At 42.2% G+C, this 20925-nt stretch carries 10 protein-coding genes; 9 read left to right on the forward strand and 1 reads right to left on the reverse strand.

Annotated features, from left to right (window positions below; all coding sequences use genetic code 11):
* Positions 1–18 precede the first annotated feature (18 nt).
* The 8 genes from K6V30_RS14435 to K6V30_RS14470 all read left to right on the forward strand — a co-directional run bounded on the left by K6V30_RS14435 (position 19) and on the right by K6V30_RS14470 (position 17105).
* On the forward strand, positions 19–1443 hold the full coding sequence (locus K6V30_RS14435; protein WP_055269191.1) for a carboxypeptidase-like regulatory domain-containing protein: 1425 nt from the start codon (positions 19–21) through the stop codon (positions 1441–1443).
* Between the two features lie 267 nt (positions 1444–1710).
* The gene (locus K6V30_RS14440; protein WP_010537566.1) at positions 1711–2604 is read left to right on the forward strand and encodes an ABC transporter ATP-binding protein; all 894 of its coding nucleotides are present in this window, start codon (positions 1711–1713) and stop codon (positions 2602–2604) included.
* 15 nt (positions 2605–2619) lie between these two features.
* Positions 2620–5925 carry a golvesin C-terminal-like domain-containing protein gene (locus K6V30_RS14445; protein ID WP_010537567.1) on the forward strand — a complete coding sequence of 1102 codons (3306 nt, stop codon included), beginning with the start codon at positions 2620–2622 and terminating at the stop codon, positions 5923–5925.
* A gap of 20 nt (positions 5926–5945) precedes the next feature.
* Positions 5946–7442 carry a TolC family protein gene (locus K6V30_RS14450; protein ID WP_010537568.1) on the forward strand — a complete coding sequence of 499 codons (1497 nt, stop codon included), beginning with the start codon at positions 5946–5948 and terminating at the stop codon, positions 7440–7442.
* Positions 7443–7449: 7 nt separating this feature from the next.
* Positions 7450–8511, forward strand: a complete 1062-nt coding sequence (locus K6V30_RS14455) for an efflux RND transporter periplasmic adaptor subunit (protein ID WP_008760595.1) — start codon at positions 7450–7452, stop codon at positions 8509–8511.
* A 48-nt stretch (positions 8512–8559) separates the two neighbouring features.
* Positions 8560–11676, forward strand: a complete 3117-nt coding sequence (locus K6V30_RS14460) for an efflux RND transporter permease subunit (RefSeq protein WP_010537570.1) — start codon at positions 8560–8562, stop codon at positions 11674–11676.
* Between the two features lie 2 nt (positions 11677–11678).
* Positions 11679–16388, forward strand: a complete 4710-nt coding sequence (locus K6V30_RS14465) for an efflux RND transporter permease subunit (protein ID WP_055269190.1) — start codon at positions 11679–11681, stop codon at positions 16386–16388.
* 15 nt (positions 16389–16403) lie between these two features.
* Positions 16404–17105, forward strand: a complete 702-nt coding sequence (locus K6V30_RS14470) for a hypothetical protein (protein ID WP_022302277.1) — start codon at positions 16404–16406, stop codon at positions 17103–17105.
* A 149-nt stretch (positions 17106–17254) separates the two neighbouring features.
* Here the strand turns inward: K6V30_RS14470 and K6V30_RS14475 are convergent, their stop codons facing one another.
* On the reverse strand, positions 17255–19471 hold the full coding sequence (locus K6V30_RS14475) for a patatin-like phospholipase family protein (RefSeq protein ID WP_055269189.1): 2217 nt from the start codon (positions 19469–19471) through the stop codon (positions 17255–17257).
* 272 nt (positions 19472–19743) lie between these two features.
* Here K6V30_RS14475 and K6V30_RS14480 point away from each other — a divergent pair, with 272 nt between their 5' ends.
* Positions 19744–20922: an efflux RND transporter periplasmic adaptor subunit gene (locus K6V30_RS14480; protein ID WP_010537574.1), complete on the forward strand. Its 1179-nt coding sequence runs from the start codon at positions 19744–19746 to the stop codon at positions 20920–20922.
* Positions 20923–20925 lie beyond the last annotated feature (3 nt).

A 20925-nucleotide genomic window follows, 5' to 3' on the forward strand; every position in this document is an offset into this window, starting at 1 on the left:
AACAAAAAATGAACAATTATGAGAAATTTAAAATGGTTGTATGCATGCTCTTTGGCGATAGCCTTCGGTGTGCTGTCTTTCACTGCAGTTTCATGTCATGATGATGACGATGAACCCAAACAGGAACCGGGTGAAGAAATCGTAACTCCCGATCCGGTTGTTGAGTACTATATTATGGGTACTGTGACAGATGCTGGTAAAGGACTGTCTAATGTGGATGTGAAAATTGGTTCTGAAACAATTAAAACAGACAAAGATGGTAAGTTTTCTGTAACTGAGAAGAATACAGGCAAGTACTCAGTTGAAGTTGCCCCTAAAGGTTATCTTGCTCAGAATACATCTGTGGAAATTGCTGCTAATGCGGAGAACCGTAGTGTGGTAACAGTGGCTGTGGCTCTGACAAAGCAAAGTGAACCGAAAAAAGTGGAAGTTGGCGAAGAGGGTAATAAGGAAGATGTAAAAGTAGAGGATAAGAGTACTTCAAATCAGGACGTTAAGGACCCGGGTACAGTTGAACCGGAGGATGTGAAGGAAGATCTTCCTCTTGTAACACCTGAATTGGATATTCCGGCTGGAGCGATTCAGACAGAAGGCAATGAAGATGTTTTAAAAGACGGTAATGCTGAAGTCAGTGTAACGACCTATGTTCCTGCTCCTGAAGAGGTAACTACGGAAGTGAAGAAAGAAGAAGAAAATAAGGAAGTTGAAAAAACGATTCCTTTGGCAGCTGCCCATTTTGAACCTAGTGGTTTGCAATTTACAGAACCTGTGACTATTTCTATTCCTAATCCTATTCCGGGTGTAACTTTTGCTCAGGATATAGAACTTACTTATCTGAAAGATGGAAAGTGGGTTCCACAAACAGAGGACATAAACAAAGTTGTTTACGATGAAAAATCAGGTAGCTACACGACTAAGGTTAAACACTTCTCTTCTTATGCAATGGAAAATAAAGTGACTAGCAAAGTTAGCTCTGAAACTGTGGTGAAGAGTGAGATTCTGGGACAGGCTAGTCGTGACAATAGCGAAAACCCTAAAGCTGTGACCGGTATTGCGCTGACTTATAAAGAAAAGGCTGGTTGGGAATGTAAAGATGCTGATATTAAAGCAGCTGTAACTAAAGCCTTGTCGGGTGCAAAAAATGAGACAGTGAATGCTATGGTAGCTTTTTTCAAAACTCGTTTGTACTCGTTGATGGGATCTGCATCTGGTATTACAGAAACAACCCGTACTTATAATACCGTAAACGTAAACGGTTATACAACAATGAATTATACTTGCTATGCCAAGACTCGTACTACTACATTGTCAACTACAGTGAAGTATAATGGTAAAGATGTGAAAATCTCAGTAACAGCAACACGCTATACCGGAACTGATCATCAGTATAAGACAGTTACTACTAATCCTACTCATAGTGGTGGTAAGGGTGGAAGTAACTAATAAATAATTCAGATCATAAAAATAACCCTTTTTTAATAAAACCCTTTTTTATAAACCCTGTTGGGTGATAATCATATGGGATATGAGGAGGAGGAAGTCACTGTGAAGTGGTTTTCTCCTTTTCGTTTTCATGTCTATGGATGTTTGAAGAGCGTTCTTTTTAGACAGAATTCTACTAATATAAGTTAATGTTTATAATTATGATTTGTTTCATGTAAATAAAGCCTATCTTTATCACCCAATACAACATAGGACAAATAAAATGTCATGAGCATAATTATTAAGAACCTTAATAAGATTTATCCCAACGGAAATCATGCTTTGAAAGATATCAATCTGGAGATTCCTGCAGGGATGTTTGGCTTATTAGGACCCAATGGCGCCGGCAAATCTACTTTGATGCGTATTCTAGTAGCCCTCATGGAACCAACTTCCGGGCAAGTAGAAATTTGCGGTTATGATTTGATGAAACAGCGGAAAGAAATACGCGGTATTCTGGGGTATCTCCCTCAGGACTTTCGTTTCTTTGCCAAATACAAAACGTATGAGTTTCTTGATTATGCGGCACGCTTATCCGGAATGACTCATAGCAGGCAGAGGAAACAGGCGGTAGATGAAATGCTCGAAAACGTTGGCTTGTTTGATGTTCGTGAACGATATGCCAATAAATTATCGGGAGGTATGAAGCGGCGGTTAGGAATCGCACAAGCGCTGATACATCATCCTAAAGTAATCATTGTTGATGAACCTACTACCGGACTTGACCCCGAGGAACGTATCCGTTTCCGCAACCTTCTTTCGGAGGTCAGCGAGAATGATGTGACTATTATTTTGTCTACTCACATTGTCGGTGATATTTCCAGTACCTGTAACAATATGGCGTTAATGAATAGGGGACAAGTTTCCTTCAACGGTTCTCCCCAGGATATGTTGAAATTAGCCGAAGGTAAGGTGTGGAGAATCAGGGCTGCCGGTGACCAGTTACATGAAATCGATAAAAAATATCCGGTAATCTCTACTATTCCATCGGGGACAATCTGGGAGGTACAAGTGGTTGCCGATAAAGTGGAGGGATACGAAGCGGAACCATTTCCTCCTAATCTGGAACACGCCTATGTATATTACATGGAGAATCAATTAAACCTTTGGACAAACGACTAAACACGATATGCTGATATGACCTTTATATCTAATATACAATCGGTAGCAAAATATGAAAGCAAATTATTAATAAGAAGCTGGTTCTTCAGAGTATTCACGGTGCTCGCCGTAGCTATCATTACTTTTTTTAATTTCATGTTATTCGTATCGGAGGATAGCGGAGGTATTTGGATTGCAACAGCCATTCCATCCAATATTCCTTATCTAATCTTGTTATTGCTTAATACAGGACAGGCAGTTATAGCTATTTTTCTGGCCTCCGACTTTCTGAAAAGAGATAAAAAACTGGATACATCGGAAGTCTTTTATGTCCGTCCGTTGAGCAATGCTGAATATGTCATAGGTAAAATATGGGGAAACCTGCGTGTCTTTTTGCTGCTGAATCTTATTATTATGGCTATTACGGCAGCATTCAACCTGACATTGGGAGAAGTAGACTGGGTGGCTTATCTGCTTTATTTTTTCCTGATCAGTGTACCTACGTTGATTTTTATCATCGGATTGGCTATCTTTTTGATGCTGGTGCTTAAAAATCAGGCATTGACATTTGTATTGCTGCTGGGATATATCGGCTTGACGGTTTTCTATATTGAAGATAAGTTTTATTATCTTTTCGATTATATGGCCTATAGTCTTCCTTTGGTAAAGTCCAGTATTGTCGGCTTTTCCAACTGGGAAGTGATCTTGAATCATCGTGGCATTTACTTACTTGCCGGATTAGCGTTTGTCTTTTTCACTATTTCTCTGTTTCGGCGCCTTCCGAACTCATCGCGTAGTAATTATCCGTGGTTAGTTCTCTCTTTCTGTACTCTTATGTTAGCCTTCGTATGTGGTTACTGGCATATACATTCAATTTTGTATCAGAGTGATATACGGGCTACATATACGAAGATCAACAATCAATATGTTTCTACTCCGAAGATGTTCATTCATGAATATGATCTTTCAGTAGAACAGCATTCAGATGATTTTCTGTCGGAAGTAACAGTAAAAGGCGTGGCATTGGATTCATCTGCCGTATTCACTTTCTGTTTGAATCCGGGATTAACCGTGCATTCCGTCCGGTCGGGAGAACAACCGCTCAATTTTAAACGTGACAAGCAAATTGTGTTAGTGGATTTCGGAACAAACCTTGCCAAAGGAGATACGGTTTCTGTAACCTTCAGGTATGACGGGCAAATAGATAATTCATTCTGCTATCTGGATATTCCCCCCGAAGTATTGCAAGCCTCCAATAAGAAGTTTCTGTTTAACATAGACAAACAGTATAGTTTTCAGACAAAAGATTATCTGATGCTTACTCCTGAGACTTATTGGTATCCCCGTGCAGGAACAAGCTATAGTGACAAAAATCCTGATTGGCAACAAACTTATTTCAGTAATTATCGGTTGAAAGTCAAGCCTCTTCCGGGATTAGTGCCTATTTCCCAAGGTGAAGGAAAATGTGATGAGGAAGGAGTTTATTCGTTTAAAGGAGATTTTCCGTCTCAGACATTATCTTTATTAATAGGTGATTATCAGCAAAAAAGTGTCTATGCGGACAGTATTCTTTATAGTGTGTGGCACCTGAAGGATCACGACTATTTTACAGCGTCGTTCGATTCCATTCACGATACTATTCCCTGGCTTATACGTAATGTTAAAGATCAGTTGGCACGGCAATATAAACTGGATTATCCTTTTAAGCGATTCTCTATCATAGAAGTTCCGGTACAGTTTGCCAGCTATGAACGTGCCTGGTCTCAGGCCCAGGAAACGGTTCAGCCGGAAATGGTATTGTTCCCTGAAAAAGGAGCCATATTCTGGGAACTGGATGTAAAAAGGCAGGTTAAGAATCAGATCCGGTGGTCGGGAGAGAATGAGATCACTGTACAGGAAGCCCAGATGCGTACATTTAGTAATTTTGCCTGGATGTTTATGCGGACAGAAGGTGATTATAACTTTTCAACAGGTAGTAGGGGACGGGGAAATCTTTCGTCTGTGGCAAATCCTTATTTCCTTTTCCCGCAGATTTATAATTTCCGGTACAATATTTATTCCTCGGAATGGCCTGTAGCCAATCGTGCCATTGAGTTGTATCTGCAAAAGAAGTCAGAAAATGAAGGATGGGAGCGCCAGATAAATGGACTTAGTAATAACGAGAAGGCCAATCTTCTGCTGGAAAAACATACATTCAAGGAGTTGCTGGCTGATGTGGAACAGCGTAATCTGCAAAATAATATCGTAGGACTGGAGGCGAGCCGTATTTTCGCCCGATCAGAAATCAATATGGGGGTCGATGCTTTCAGAGATTCATTGTATGCGATGCTGAAGCGTAATACTTTTCTGAATATTAAGTTCGAAAATATGCTGGATACGCTAGGACAAATGAGTCGCACGGATATCTATTCCTCTTTGAAAGAATGGGAACAACTGACTCCTCTTCCTTTTTATTCGATCGGAGAGCCCGAGTTGACCAAAGTTGTCAATAAGGGGGGAGAAGAATTCTTTGTATTGAAAGTGCTGGTGAGCAATAACTCTGATTACGACGGAATAATACAGATGAATGTTCTTCAGAATGGCTGGTGGTACCAACCTCTGGAAGATCCCAGAGCCAGAAAAAAGGTTGAGATAGCTGCCCATACAACTAAAGAGTTTGTATCTGTCTGGGAAGAACAAATCCGTGAGGTAGAGGTCAACACGATGATTTCCGGAAATCTTCCTTATATGATCCGGCAATCCATAGGCAACGTAAAACAAGAACGAAATAAAATAGTCAAGGACAGTATCTATACACTACCGGAGTCGTCATTAGAAATGCCGGGAGAGATTATTGTGGATAATGAAGATTCTACTCTCTTTGTACTTTCTACTCCTCCTGTTGTAGGGCTTCTTCCTAAATGGCTGGATGAAGTAGAGGAAACTCCTTTTAAATATTCGGGTATATCCTGGTGGCGTGCGCCTTTACAATGGACGGCTACTACCAATGCTAAATATTATGGTAAATATATCCGTTCGGCTTATGTGATAAAGAGTGGAGACGGTAGTCAGACGGCTACATGGAAAATACCTGTGCCGGAAGCCGGTCAGTACGAACTCTATTATTATGTATTCAAGAACGATGAGCTGAGATGGAATGACCGCCTTCAAGGTGAATATCATTTCAGGGTGGCGTATGACAGTGAGGTAGAAGATGCCTATATCAACCTGAGAAAAGCCAATGAAGGTTGGGAACAGCTTGGTACTTATTATTTTAGTGCCGATACGGTTCGTGTCGTATTGACAGATGAATGTAAACTGCGGTCTGTGACGGCTGATGCAGTGAAAATAGTGAAACGATAATTATTAAAACAGCAAACTATATGCAAAGTGACTTACTACTATTTAAAAGAGTGCTGCTGACAATCGTAACTTTTACCGGGATTGCCCTGACATCGCAGGGGCAAATTCCCTTGACGATTGACAAGGCAATGGAGATTGCGCAGGAGAATAGTCCTTCTCTTCGCCGTTCCTATATGAATCTGGAGAGATATAAGCAGAATCTGCTGGCGCAGAAGGCTTCTTTAAAATCTCGATTTTCATTAAATTTGAATCCGGTGGACTATAACAAGAACAGGCGTTTTGATAATCGTTTGTCACAATGGTACACGAACGAAACATTCAACACCAGTGGAACTTTTCAGGTTGATCAGCCTATTTTATGGACAGACGGTACTATTTCTTTAATAAATCGTTTCGGATGGCAGGACAATAGTTCCATCATAGAAGGCGATAAGACCAGTAACCGTGCATTCAGCAATGACCTTTATCTGCAGTTGACTCAGCCTATTTTCACTTACAACAAGCGTAAAATGGAATTGAAGCAGATAGAGTATGATTATGAAAATGCCAATATTAGTTATGCTTTACAACAGCTGAATACGGAAAAAAGTATAACCGATCAGTTTTATTCGGTTTATATGGCACAAAGTAACCTGGAAATCAGTCGCGAAGAATTGGTCAATGCCCAGCAGAGTTATGATATTATAAAAAATAAAGTAGAAGCGGATTTGGCAGCTAAAGACGAACTCTTTCAGGCCGAACTGAATCTTGCTACGGCTCGTTCGTCTGTAGACGAAAGTCAGGTGAATCTGGAGAATGCGAAAGACAAACTCAAACAGACTCTCGGAATGAGGCTGGATGAAGATATTCTCGTATTTGCGGAAGTGGAGATTAAACCGATTCAGGTAAATCTGGACCAGGCCATATCGCATGGATTGGGTTCGCGTCTGGAACTTCGTCAACGTGAAATAGAGAGCAAGGAACTTGAGTTCGATATGATTAAGACAAAAGCGCTGAACGAGTTTAAAGGAGATGTATCTATCTCTTTCGGATTGATAGGAGATAATAGCCACCTGAATAAAGTTTATAATAATCCGACACAGAATCCGAGGGTTTCTATCAGCTTTGCTGTTCCTATTTTCGACTGGGGTGAAAAGAAAGCAAGGATTAAAGCACAAAAGATGGCCCAACGGATTAATGAACTCGAGTTTCAAGAGGATAAAGTGGATATCGAGCTGAATATTCGTCAGGTATGGCGTAACCTCGAAAACCTCCGGACTCAGATTAAAATCGCCGAGCAAAATGTACAGAATGCACAGTTGACCTATGATCTGAATCAGACTCGTTATCGGGAAGGTGACATAACCGGTATGGAAATGAGCCAGTTCCAGACTCAGCTTTCGAATAAGAAGATTACTTATACGCAGGCGTTGATTAATTACAGAATAGAATTACTTAATCTTAAAATCCTTTCATTGTATGATTTCGACAAGAATATCCCTCTTGTTCCTATGAAAGACATTATTGATAAAAAATAAGCAGACCATGAAACAGTATCAAATTTTTATTGCATCTTCTTTGTTAACAACCTTATTGTTAACCGGCTGTGGCAACAAACCACAAAACGCACCCAATAATATTGCAACTCCGGTATCTGTCGTGGAGCTGAAGAAAGGTTCTATCAGTAAATTAATAAATACAACAGGAACAGTGCAGCCGACTTACGGTGCATCTCAGAATGCGGAAATGAGCGGATTTTATAAACTTCAGACTAATCCGAGAACCGGAAAACCTTTCAAAATGGGAGACAGGGTAAGTAAGGGGGAACTGATAATCCGTCTGGAAGACAAGGAGTATGAAAACGGAATCGCTATTGACGCTAAAAAACTAAGTCTTGAAATTGCCGAACAGGAACAGTCAAAGCAGAAAGCTCTCTATGAAAAAGGAGGGGTGACGATGAGTGAAATGCGGAATACGGAAGTAAAAGTAACGAATGCCCGTTACGATTATGAAAACGCAAAACTCAATCTGGAGAAGATGAAAGTGAAAGCTCCGTTTGATGGTGTGATTGTTGATTTGCCTCACTATACGGCCGATACAAGAGTGGAACAGGGAAAGGCTATGGTGAGTCTGATGGCTTATGATAAAATGTATATGGATATCAATCTGCCGGAAAGCAGCATTCGTTATGTCAAGGAAGCGCAACCAGTATATATTACTCATTATACCATCCCCGGGGATACTTTAAAAGCGAGAGTCGGTGAGTTGTCTCCTGCAATCAGTACGGAGACACGTACTTTTAAAGGAAAGATTCTGATTGATAATGACCAACTGAAGTTGCGTCCGGGTATGTTCGCCAAAGCAGATATTATCGTTGACAGAGCTGATAGTTCTATCATTATACCTAAAGACGTAATCTTGTCCAATCGTCGCCGGAAATACGTATATATCGTCGAAAAGAATACGGCAAAGATACGCAATCTGCAAACAGGTCTGGAGGATGAATATAATATCGAAATTCTATCCGGACTTAATGTAAATGACAATTTGGTAGTGAAGGGTTTTGAAACACTGAAAGAAGACGCCAAAGTCAAAATCCAAAAGTAAATCATGGATGCGATATATGACCGCATCTTTTGAAAATAGGAAATACTTATGAAGAATATAATCAAATTTGCAGTAGGCAATCCGGTTACGATTTGTATGGTAGTATTTGCCCTCTTATTGCTGGGAAAAGTATCATACGATCAGTTGAGTGTGGATTTATTGCCCGATCTGAATAATCCCCGCCTGTTTATTGAATTAAAGGCGGGTGAACGCCCTCCCGAGGAGATCGAAAAGCAATTCGTTAAAAATATGGAGTCTATGGCGATCCGGCAGAGTGATGTTACTCAGGTCTCTTCTGTGATTAAAGCCGGGACGGCACGAATTACTGTAGAGTATACCTGGACAAAGGACATGGATGAGGCTTTTCTTGATTTGCAGAAAGCCATGAATCCGTTTGCCCAGAACAAGGATATCACTGAACTGAAGATTACGCAGCATGATGCGAACTTGTCTCCGGTAGTTTTGGTGGGAATGTCTCATCAGAGTATTACAGATATGGCGGAATTGAGGAAAATTGCTGAAAGCTATATCCGTAATGAGTTGATTCGTCTGGAAGGTGTGGCTGAAGTTACGCTTTCGGGAGAAGAAGTCAGCACTCTTACCATTCAGACTGATCCTTATAAACTGGATGCTTTTCAACTGAAAATAGAAGATATCGCTTCGCGCATCGAATCGAACAATCAAAGCATATCTGGGGGACGGGTCAGTGAACTGGGATTACAATATCTGGTGAAAAGTTCGAGCTTGTTTGCTTCAGAAGATGATTTTGAGAATCTGATTGTCGGATACAAAGCGATACAACAAGAGGAAGCATCTGGAAACAATGCTACGGGTACAGCAACCGCCAACAGTAATAAAGCTCCTGTTTTTTTGAAGGAAGTGGCTACTGTGCAGTTTTTGAACGCTCGTCCGGAGAACATTGTACGGATTAACGGGAAGCGTAGTATCGGACTGTCTATTTATAAGGAGATGCGTTTTAATACTGTAAAAGTGGTGGATGAGGTAACCCGCCAATTGGCAGTGATAGAGAATGCATTGCCCGGTTATCATTTTCAGGTGATTTCGAATCAGGGTACTTTTATAAAAAGTGCGATCGGAGAAGTAAAGAGCAGTGCTGTTTTGGGTGTTATCCTCGCTATTGTAGTCTTGTTTGTATTCCTTCGCCGGATGGGGACAACACTGATTGTCAGCCTTGCTATTCCAATCTCCATTGTAGCTACTTTCAATCTGATGTTCTTTAATGGGCTGACGCTGAATATTATGACATTAGGAGGACTGGCGCTCGGGGCGGGTATGCTGGTGGATAATGCGATTGTCGTCATAGAAAGTATCTTCCGAAATCAGGAAAAAGGATTGAGTATCAAAGAGGCTGCTATTAACGGGACAGCAGAAGTTGCCAATGCGGTAATTGCTTCTACTCTGACTACTATTGTCGTCTTCCTGCCGATTGTTTATCTTCACGGAGCTTCGGGCGAACTGTTTAAAGATCAGGCATGGACGGTAACTTTCTCACTGGTCTCTTCTTTGTTTGTGGCTATCCTGGTGATTCCGATGTTATATATCCAGCTTTCCGGCAAGAAGATTAAGCTGGAAGAAGTGAAGTCCATTCGTATTGCGGGATATAGCAGAGTGCTTCGCAGGCTGATTCAGCGACGTTGGCTGGTGGTCGGTATGGCAGTGTTGCTTCTTATCGTGACTGGGTTACTGACTCCGTTTATCGGAACTGAGTTTATGCCCCGTGCGGAAAGCAAGACGTTTACGGCTGTAGTCAAAATGCCCGAAGGTACACAGATGGAACGTACTTCCGCTGCTGTAGGCAATTTGGAAGAATTGTTATATACCATTGTTGGCAGTGATTCTTTATGTACGGTATACAGCCATATCGGAGAGGGAAGTGGTTCGGAAAATGCGATATTTGAAGGAGAAAATACAGCAATGATGAAAGTGATCCTTTCACCGGAATGTACACTTTCACCGGAAAAGGTGATTGCGTCTTTCGTGGAATCGGCCAAGAATCCTGACGGACTGGAACTGACGATTCAGCAGGATGAGAATTCTCTGAGTTCACTGTTAGGAAGCGAAGGGGCTCCTATTGTTGTGGAGGTCAAAGGAGAGGAGTTGGATGAGATTGCTCAGTTGACTGAAGAGGTGAAGGAACGGATGATTGGCGTAAATGGAATCTATGATGTTATTACTTCCGTGGAAGACGGTGCTCCGGAAGTTGTGATCTCGATTGACCGTACGATAGCCGGTATCAATAATCTGAGTGTGGCTATGGTAATCGAACAATTGAAGCAGCAATTAAGCGGTAAGGAAGTCGGTAAAATGGAATATCGCGGTGAGATGCGTGATATCGTCATAAAGGTGCCGGATATCCCGTTGAGTTCTCTTGGTGCTCTTGTCATCAAAAGTGGAACACAGGAATTTGTATTACAAGAGATTGCTACCATTACTCACGGACAAGCGCCCAAGGAGATTCTGCGCCGCAATCAAAGCCGTATCGGTAAGGTGATGGCTAATATGGATGCGAGTAAATCACTGGATAAAGTAGCAGCCGAAGTGCGTGAAACGGTGAAAGGTATTGAATTGCCTGCTAACTACAGTATCACAGTGACAGGAGAAGAAGAAAAACGACAAGAATCAATGAACAGTCTGTTGTTTGCTCTGATGCTTTCTGTTGTACTTGTCTATATGGTGATGGCTTCCCAGTTTGAATCCTTGCTGCATCCGTTTACGATCTTGCTGACTATTCCTCTGGCTGTAGTAGGTGCTATCTTACTTTTCTTCATTACTGGAACCACTATCAATATGATGGGAGTCATCGGTATTGTCATGCTGGGAGGTATTGCCGTCAATAACTCTATCATTCTGGTAGACCGTATCAATCAGCTTAGTCAGGCGGGAATGGAGTTGACTGATGCCATTGTAGAAGCAGGGCAACAGCGTATCCGTCCGATCATCATGACTACTTTGACTACGATTCTGGCCATGCTTCCGATGACATTCAGTTTTGGTGAAGGTGCTTCTTTACGTTCACCAATGGCTATAGCTGTGATCGGAGGATTGATAACTTCTACTCTGATGAGTTTGATGGTTATTCCTTGTGTCTATTATGTCTTGGAGAATATCAAAAGACGTATAAATCGCCGAACTAAAAACAGCTGAAGATGAACTTTTTACTAAATAGGAGAATAACGATTTGTATGCTGTTTATTGCACTCAGCCTGCTGGGCTATGTGTCGTATAAACAACTTCCGGTGGAGTTGCTGCCCAACGCAGAACTTCCGGTTCTGTTTGTCCAGGTGTCGTCACAGCAGGATATGGACCCTTCGTATGTAGAGTCGGAAGTGATTATTCCACTCGAAGGAGCGGTCAGTGCGATAGGTGGAGTAGACAAACTGCAATCCTACATTGACAGGAGGCAGTCCAGCATACAGATTGACTTTAAAAAGAATATCAACTTCAAGATGACCAGTCTTAAACTGCAGGAGAAAGTGAATGAAATCGCAGCCTCCCTGCCGACCGGTTTTACTGTACAGGTACAGAAAGTGGATATTGCTCAGATGAATAATAACTTCATGGTGCTTCAAGTGCGTGGTACGGGAGGAACTGACCGTGTCCGGAGTCTGGTAGACGAGGATGTTCGTTCTGATCTGGAGAACATAGATGGAGTAGCTTCCGTCAATATCTACGGAGGACGGCAGAAAGCCATTGAAGTGCGTCTGAATCCGGAGGCTTGCAAAGCTCTGAACCTCACAGCTTCCAAAATAAGCGGTTTGCTTTCGCAGAATACCCAGGAAAAGACATTTGTAGGCTTCGCAGATGAACCCGACAGCAAGAATTTTGTCCATGTCAATGCGATGTATACCAAAGTCTCTGATTTGGAGAATATAGTTGTCGCTCCCGGTCCTATTCTGCTGAAAGACGTGGCAACCGTCTTTTTTGACTTGAAAGATGAAACCACTTATAGTCGTGTGAATGGAAAAGAAGCCGTCTCGGTTGCTTTGATCAATGATTCACAGGCTAATCTGATTGAACTTTCACACCGTGTATCCGATGTGATTGAAAAGCTGAATGAGAAACTGGCTCCGCTCGAACTGGAAATTGTCATTCAGGAGAACAAGGCTGAAACCATGGAAAATAATATCAACCAGATTATTAATCTGGCATTGGTAGGGGGATTATTGGCTGTGTTTGTTCTTTGGCTTTTCCTGAAGAATATGCGGCTGGTGTTTTTTATCGCACTTTCCATACCGATTTCTGTCTATACGGCTTTCAACTTCTTCTACGCTTTTGGTATTACTATCAATAGTCTTACCTTGGTAGGAATGGCGTTGGCCATCGGAATGCTGCTGGATAATAGTGTCGTGGTGCTTGAGAATATTTATCGTTTGTCGGGAAACGGCTATACGCCCGAACGTTCGGTAACGCAGGGAACAAAAGAAGTGTGGCGCTCCATTGTGGCGGCTACCCTGACTACCATTACTGTATTCCTGCCGTTCGTTTTTTCTGATAATTTCCTGATAAAACTGATCGGGCACCATATCGGAGTATCCATTATATCAACTTTGACGATCTCGCTGTTTGTAGCTTTACTTTTTATACCGATGATTACTTACCTTCTTTTGAAGAGTAAGAGTGGGAACAGTGTCGTTTATGAAAAAGTATCGATCGTTCAGCGTCCGATGCAGGTCTATCTGGTCTTATTGAAGACTTGTATGCGTAATCCGGGAGTGACAGTCTTTGGAGCTGTGATCTTGCTTTTTGCAACGTTGATTTTGTCATTGACCTTGAATGTGCAACAGATGAAAGAAGTTGCTTCAGACCGGTTCAACATCAGTGTCGTGATGCCTACCGGAAGTACGCTTGAAAATACGGATAAGATTGTAAAGGTACTGGAAGAACGTCTGGAGGATTTTCCGGAAAAGAAAGATCTGATTTGCCGTATTCGGGAAAAAGAGGCGACTCTGACACTCGTTTTGCAGGAAGATTACACAAAGATCGCCAAACGGAAAATAGCTGATATAAAAGCGGATGTGCAGACTAAAGTTGCCAATATCAATGGTGCGGAAATCTATGTTTCTGATGCTATGGGAGGCGGAGGAGATAACTCGGCTCTGAGCAGTCTGGGCGGATTCATGCGTTTGTTGGGCATAGGTGACAACAGTGAACGGGTGGTGATCAGGGGATCTGATTTCGAAATGATGCAGATGGTGGCAGAGGAAGTGCGTTATTTGTTGGACGAACAGGATTTTGTACAGCATACTCATGTTTCGTATACTCCCCGTCAGGCGGAAATAAGTCTGAACTTTGACCCTATTCTGCTGACTGCCTATGATATTAACCGTGGCAATATTACCACCGGATTAACTGCGCTTAATAATGAATACTCTTCCGAAGCTACTTTCAAGGTGGGAGAGGATATTTATGATATTATTATCCGTGACGAAATACCGGAAAAGGAAATTGAAGAAGAGGCACAGGAAAAAGCTCAGAAAGAGAAAACTGTGGATGACTTGCGTGCTATCCGGATAGAAAATGCCAATGGCGGTATGCACAATCTAGAAGATATATCGTCTCTGAATTATGGACGTGGGCGTTCGCGCATCATCCGTGTCAATCAAGATAAGCAGATTGAGGTATACTATGCTTTTCCGAGAGATGTTCAGTCTTCGAAAGATTTATTGGGAGGATATCGTTCCGATATCGACCAGTTGATTGCCAGTTATAATCTTCCGTCCGGAGTCGCTGTGCAGGTATTCCATGAGGAGGATGAATTCGGGGATTTCAAATTCCTTATTCTGGCAGCTTTTCTTTTGATATTTATGATCCTTGCTTCAGTCTTCGAATCTGTAGTGACGCCTTTTGTGTTGCTTTTTACCATTCCGTTGGCTGCTATCGGTTCTTTGCTGGCATTATTGCTTTCGAGCAACAGTCTGATGAATGCGAATACACTGACAGGGTTCCTTATTCTGTTGGGAGTAGTTGTCAATAACGGAATCATTCTGATAGATTACGCCAACATTTTGCGTAAACGGGGATACCGCCGGAACAGGGCGTTGATGACTGCCGGTATGTCACGTATTCGTCCCATTCTGATTACTTCCATCACCACAATTGCTGCCATGCTTCCGTTGGCTATGGGAGATACGGAGTATGCAGGGGCTATCGGTGCACCTTTTGCCATTACAGTGATAGGCGGACTTTTCTTTTCCGCCATGCTGACGCTGATTTTAATTCCGACAGTTTGTATGGGACTGGAAAATGTGCTTCAGTGGTATCGTTCGTTATCCCGTAAACTATGGACCATTCACCTGATTCTTTTTGTGTCCGGTGTAATCTGTATCTGGCTATACACTGACGGAATCCTTTGGCAGTCAATCTATCTGGTAGTACTGATTGCAGGCATACCGGGGATGACATACTTTGCGCAAACCAGTCTTCGGAGAGCTAAGGCGGAGGTTATCAATCCGGATGAAGAAATTCGTATTTCTGTCCGCAATCTGGTTAAGATCTACGATTGGCCTGGACACATCAGCCGTCAGTGGAACAGTGGTTTGCAATTACGCAAACGTCTGGGATTGAGCAATGAATACCATTCTCTGAAGGACTTTATCAATGTGCTATGGCAGTTTGGTATCTTACTGTTTGCCATTTATTTCACCTATTTCTTCATTCATAACAGGCTTTGGATATTCCTGTTCTCGTTCGCTATTTATGCAGCGATACTGTATTTGTGGAGAAAGGTACGTTCCTATTTATATTATCGATACGGAGATAATCGGGTAACAAAGATCGTAAACCGGGTGATATTCTGGAGTCTTCCTCCCCTTATCCTGTTTCAGTTATTCCGGAAACTGGATAATAAGGGGCTGGTCATCATGATCGGATTGTTATGGCTTGTGGGTATTGCCATCTATGTCACTTCCCAGTATCTGTATGATCATGATGTAAATATTGAGCGTGTCACCGGACGATTTGCAGGGCTTCGCCGTTCCTATTTCCGCATGGCGAAGAGTGTTCCTATGATTGGAAAACGACGCAAACCTTTCAAAGCATTGCGTGGGGTGTCATTCGAGATTCAGACAGGTATGTTCGGACTACTGGGACCCAATGGGGCAGGTAAATCGACCTTGATGCGTGTCATCTGTGGTATCTTTGAGCAGAGCTATGGTAGTATCTGGATCAATGGTCTGGATACACGTATCTACAGAGAAGAGCTACAGAGTCTGATAGGTTTCCTTCCACAGGAATTCGGAACTTATGAGAATATGACTTCGTGGGAGTTTCTGGATTATCAGGCTATACTGAAAGGGATTGTAGACGGTGAGTTACGAAAGGAGCGTCTGGATTATGTACTGAAAGCGGTACATATGTACGAGCGGAAAGACGAAAAGATAGGTTCTTTCTCGGGAGGTATGAAACAGCGTATTGGTATTGCGCTTATTCTGCTTCATTTACCGCGTATCCTGGTTGTGGATGAGCCTACAGCGGGACTCGACCCTCGCGAACGTATCCGTTTCCGTAATCTGCTGGTAGAGTTGAGTAAGGACCGTATCGTTATTTTCTCCACTCATATCATTGAGGATATATCCAGTTCCTGTAATCAGGTAGTGGTGATCAATAAGGGTGAACTGAAATATTTCGGTGATCCTTCGGACATGGTGGAAATGGCTAACGGGAAAGTATGGCAGTTTAATATAGATAAGACAGAATTTGAAAAAGTACTGGACAAATCGTTGGTAATACATCATATTCAGGAAGGCGATACGATTCGGGTGCGCTATCTTTCTGTCGGACAGCCTTATGAAGGGGCTGTAGAGGTAGAAGCTAATTTGGAAGACGCTTATCTCTGTCTGCTGAAGAATATGAATTAAAAAGAAAAGAAGGATATGACATTCAAACAATTGATACAACTGTTGCCTAAAGTAGTCAGGTATAACCTGAAGATTATATTTGCCGGGAAGTTTTTCTGGTTTCTGTTGGCTGCATTTGGCTTTTTTGCTCTTTTCATGTTTCAGAATGCCTGGAAACGGGAGGAGATTAACGAGGGACTCATCTATAGCATCCTGATGTTTCCGTCTATGTTGCTTATTTTCTACCCGGCTGTATTTGGCATTCAGAATGATGAAGATAGCCGGATATTGGAGATTCTTTTTGGAATCCCCGACTATAAGTATAAGGTTTGGGGCGTGCGGTTATTGATGATTTATGTGGCAATTTTTGTTATTCTGATTATCTTTTCATACATAGCCATTTTATTGCTGTATCCGGTCAATCCGTTTGAGATGGCATTACAGTTGATGTTCCCGATACTCTTTTTTGGAAATATGGCTTTTATGCTGTCTACCATTACGCGGAGTGGAAACGGAACTGCCGTATTTATGATTATTATAGGCATTGCATTGATGTTCTTAGGTAAGCCGGATTCTTTCTGGAACGTTCTGCTGAATCCTTTTCGTGTTCCCGATAATGTTCATCCGATCATTTGGGAGGGAATCCTTATCAAAAACCGCATTTTCCTTTTATCCGCCAGTTTAGTCTGGATGATGGTCGGATTACTTTATCTGCAGAAAAGGGAAAGGTTTGTATAACAGCAGATTAGGATGCTGAATATTCTCAAGTGTTCTTGCTGCGATGAGAAAAAATTCTCACTATGATGAGAAAAAAGTCTCATCGCAGTGAGAATTTTTTCTCATCATGGTAAGTATAGTCCTATATATGCGGGAACGGAAATAGGGAATCAGAAGTAGTATCCCAGATTCACATAACAGCTTCCTTTATCAGTCTGATTGGAATATCCGAACGTAATCTCCAATGGACCGAAAATACTGTCCATACCATATCCGGCACTGATACCAAACAGTTGTTTCCCTTTCAGTATTTCGAAGAAGTGACTGTCCGTCAAGCCATAATTACCTGTCAGAGTGAGATAATGAATGCTTCCCATCCGTTGTCTGAGTTTCACGGATGCAATCATGATAGAATTGTTCATCAGTTCCATATTGGTCACACCGGCAAACGGCAGTTGCTGTGGAATGTAGAGTCCGTATACTTCGCCGCCAATGGCATTTTGCAAGGGATAGGCGATGTCTTTTCCAATCAGAACACGACCATAGATGGATGGAATGATAGAAAAACGTCGGGTTACGGGAACTACGCTGGCCCATGAACCGCTCAGTGCGGAGAACGGGGCGTGATCATTATACTGAGCCATATTATCGGTGTAGAGTGAATAGGCAGCTTTGAATTCAGTTCCTTTGGAAGGGAAATATCCCTTGTCGAATGTACTATAGTGTACCTGAGCGAAATAACTCAGGAAATGTTCGGATTCTACATCCAGTCCAATGAGTTCCGGTTTCTTGAAAAGAAAATCTTTGTATTTATAATATTCGAAACGAAGTCCGAGTCCGAAGCGGAGGTTTTTGTACCAGACATCCGAAAAGCCAAATTCAGCTAAATGATACTTGTAAGTAGTGTTATAGGCACGTTCACCTTCATCATAGATGTTGATGTCATTATATTGAAACATATATGAGAAATTGAAATTGCGTTGCTGCATCGGTTCGAGAGTGTAATCGATGCGTGCGGCATATCGCTTTCCTAATCGGCCGGTCAGGGATAATCGGGAAGGAACATGAGTTTTGAGATCCGCTGTGGCATTAATCAGCAGGGATGCTATTTCTTCCGAGTCGAAACGGATGCCCAGATTGATTCTTTTCTCATATTTTTCTTCTAACAAGAAATTAAGGTGGTACCCTTCGGGAGTGTCGGTAAGTGTGTAGCTGGCGCTTGAGTAAGAATGACTGCCACGCAACTGATACACAGCTTGTTCTATCTGCTGAGTGGTAATGTTACTGTTCTCTTTGAGATTACACTTCTTCATCAGCCATTTTTTGTCATCAGCCTCTACGCCGGAGAACGATATATCTGTGACATATACTGTCCGTGAATTGGAAAGAGAAGAGTACGGTCCATGTTGTTTGGGGACATAATTGTCCGGTATACCGATTTCTTTTTTTAAGGCAATCAGGGAATTCCACTGTGCACGTGCGGCTTCTTCGCCCCGACGCATCAGAGAATCGATGGCTGCCGGAGTGAAGCTGGCGGAAGAAAATCCGTCTACATTTACCTTGATATAGGTATCAGTGAGTTCTACATTCTTTTCATGATTGGTTTGGCAAGTGAGATCAACAATCTGCCCCAATATGTCCGGAGCGCTGTTGAGCTTGTCGGCACTTTTCAGCGCATTCTGAACATCGACTCCGATAATAATATCGGCTCCCATTGCTTTGGCCACATCTGCCGGATAATTATTGACAATTCCACCGTCTACCAATATCATACTGTCTTTGCGTACCGGTGTGAATACACCGGGGATGGCCATACTGGCACGCATGGCAGTAGAGAGTACGCCATCATGGAATACGATCTGGTCTCCATTGACTACATTGGCCGATACACAGGCGAAGGGGATCGGTAACTTATTAAAATTGATCGAGTCATGGTAGCCCATTGTCAGATCAGAGAACAGATTGGCAAGATTCTGTCCTTTGATAATTCCTCCGGACATGGCAGCTTTCGGGTTCTTTGTAAAAGGAAGCGAAACAATGTATTTTGCAGAGCGTTCGCGTTCGGTGAGCGACATGGCACTGCGTTTGATACGATCGCTCAAAAGGAAAGTCCAGTCTTGCTTGCGTACCATACTGTCCAGTTGTTCCGGAGTATAACCGATGGCGTAAAGTCCACCGACTATAGATCCCATACTGGTGCCTACTATATAATCGATCGGAATGCCTGCTTCCTCGATGACTTTCAGTGCTTTGATATGTGCCACTCCTTTGGCACCACCGCCACTGAGGACAACGCCGACCTTCTTCCGTTGTTCTTGAGAATAAACAGAAAAAGGTAATATCAGGTACATTGCAAAAACTAATGTTGAAAAGATTTGTTTTTTCATTAGGACATGTTATTGTGTTGATGTACAATATAACTACAAATGTAGGGGATAAATTGTTTAGTTGATGAAACAAGAACTATAAAAAATGTTCTAAAAGTCGGAAATGTGGATAATTTCTACACTTTAAGGATGTTTTCCACACTTCTGTCTTCAAGGGGAAAAACGTAATACGTTGATAATAAACAGATAAGATAAAACAGGATATTTTGGTATGTGTATTGCATAATAGAGTGTAGAACAAACATAAGTTAAATTAAATAATAAGATTCGATATGAGATTATTCTTTTCGAAACATGAGTTGAAACTGAGGAGAAAGAGAACCATTGCTGCTGTAGTATGTATGGTAATTGTGTTGGGAGTGTATTGGATACTGACACGACCTCAGAAGGCTGCACCGGAAATGCCGACAGTGATTGTTGAACCGGTTATAAAAGACGATGTAGAAATATTCGGAGAATATGTGGGGCGTATCCGTGCCCAGCAATTTGTCGAAGTACGTGCCAGGGTAGAAGGCTATCTGGAAAACATGCTTTTTGCCGAAGGCACTTATGTAAATAAGAATCAGGTCCTGTTTGTGATCAATCAGGATCAATATCGTGCGAAAGCCGACAAAGCGCGGGCTCAGTTGAAAAAGGACGAAGCACAGGCATTGAAAGCTGAACGTGACTTGAAACGTATCCGTCCGTTGTACGAACAAAATGCCGCTAGCCAGCTGGATCTGGATAATGCGGAAGCAGCTTATGAAAGCGCTGTTGCGACAGTAGCGATGAGTGAGGCGGACTTGGCGCAGGCTGAACTCGAGTTAGGCTATACTATCGTTCGTTCACCTCTTGCCGGTCATATCAGTGAAAGAAATGTGGATTTGGGAACGTTGGTTGGTCCCGGAGGAAAATCGTTGCTGGCTACAGTTGTAAAGAGTGATACCGTATTGGTCGATTTCAGTATGACGGCACTCGATTATCTGAAAAGTAAAGAACGGAATATTAACCTCGGACAACAGGATTCTACTCGTTCCTGGCAGCCAAATATTACTATTACTTTAGCAGATAATACCGTATACCCCTATAAAGGATATGTTGATTTTGCCGAGCCGCAAGTCGATCCTCAAACGGGTACTTTCTCCGTACGTGCAGAAATGCCTAATCCGAAACAGGTATTGCTTCCGGGACAGTTTACCAAAGTAAAATTGCTATTGGACGTGCGTGAAGGAGCCATCGTTGTTCCGATGAAAGCCGTTACCATTGAAAAAGGAGGCGCTTATATTTATACGATGCGTAAAGATGATACAGTAGAGAAACGCTTTATTGAGTTAGGACCGGAAGTAGGGAATAACGTGGTAGTGGAAAGAGGACTCGCTGTAGGAGAGACAATTGTTGTGGAAGGTTTCCATAAGTTGACACCGGGTATGAAAGTACGGGCAAGTCGGCTGGATAACGCAAAAGGAGAATAATCA

The sequence above is a fragment of the Bacteroides faecis genome (assembly GCF_020091505.1).
Lineage (GTDB): Bacteria > Bacteroidota > Bacteroidia > Bacteroidales > Bacteroidaceae > Bacteroides > Bacteroides faecis.

Coding starts and splice junctions, on each gene's coding strand:
- K6V30_RS14480 (WP_010537574.1), top strand. CDS start 19,744: ATGAGATTATTCTTTTCGAAACATGAGTTGAAACTGAGGAGAAAGAGA.
- K6V30_RS14440 (WP_010537566.1), top strand. CDS start 1,711: ATGAGCATAATTATTAAGAACCTTAATAAGATTTATCCCAACGGAAAT.
- K6V30_RS14475 (WP_055269189.1), bottom strand. CDS start 19,471: ATGAAAAAACAAATCTTTTCAACATTAGTTTTTGCAATGTACCTGATA.
- K6V30_RS14455 (WP_008760595.1), top strand. CDS start 7,450: ATGAAACAGTATCAAATTTTTATTGCATCTTCTTTGTTAACAACCTTA.
- K6V30_RS14465 (WP_055269190.1), top strand. CDS start 11,679: ATGAACTTTTTACTAAATAGGAGAATAACGATTTGTATGCTGTTTATT.
- K6V30_RS14445 (WP_010537567.1), top strand. CDS start 2,620: ATGACCTTTATATCTAATATACAATCGGTAGCAAAATATGAAAGCAAA.
- K6V30_RS14435 (WP_055269191.1), top strand. CDS start 19: ATGAGAAATTTAAAATGGTTGTATGCATGCTCTTTGGCGATAGCCTTC.
- K6V30_RS14460 (WP_010537570.1), top strand. CDS start 8,560: ATGAAGAATATAATCAAATTTGCAGTAGGCAATCCGGTTACGATTTGT.
- K6V30_RS14470 (WP_022302277.1), top strand. CDS start 16,404: ATGACATTCAAACAATTGATACAACTGTTGCCTAAAGTAGTCAGGTAT.
- K6V30_RS14450 (WP_010537568.1), top strand. CDS start 5,946: ATGCAAAGTGACTTACTACTATTTAAAAGAGTGCTGCTGACAATCGTA.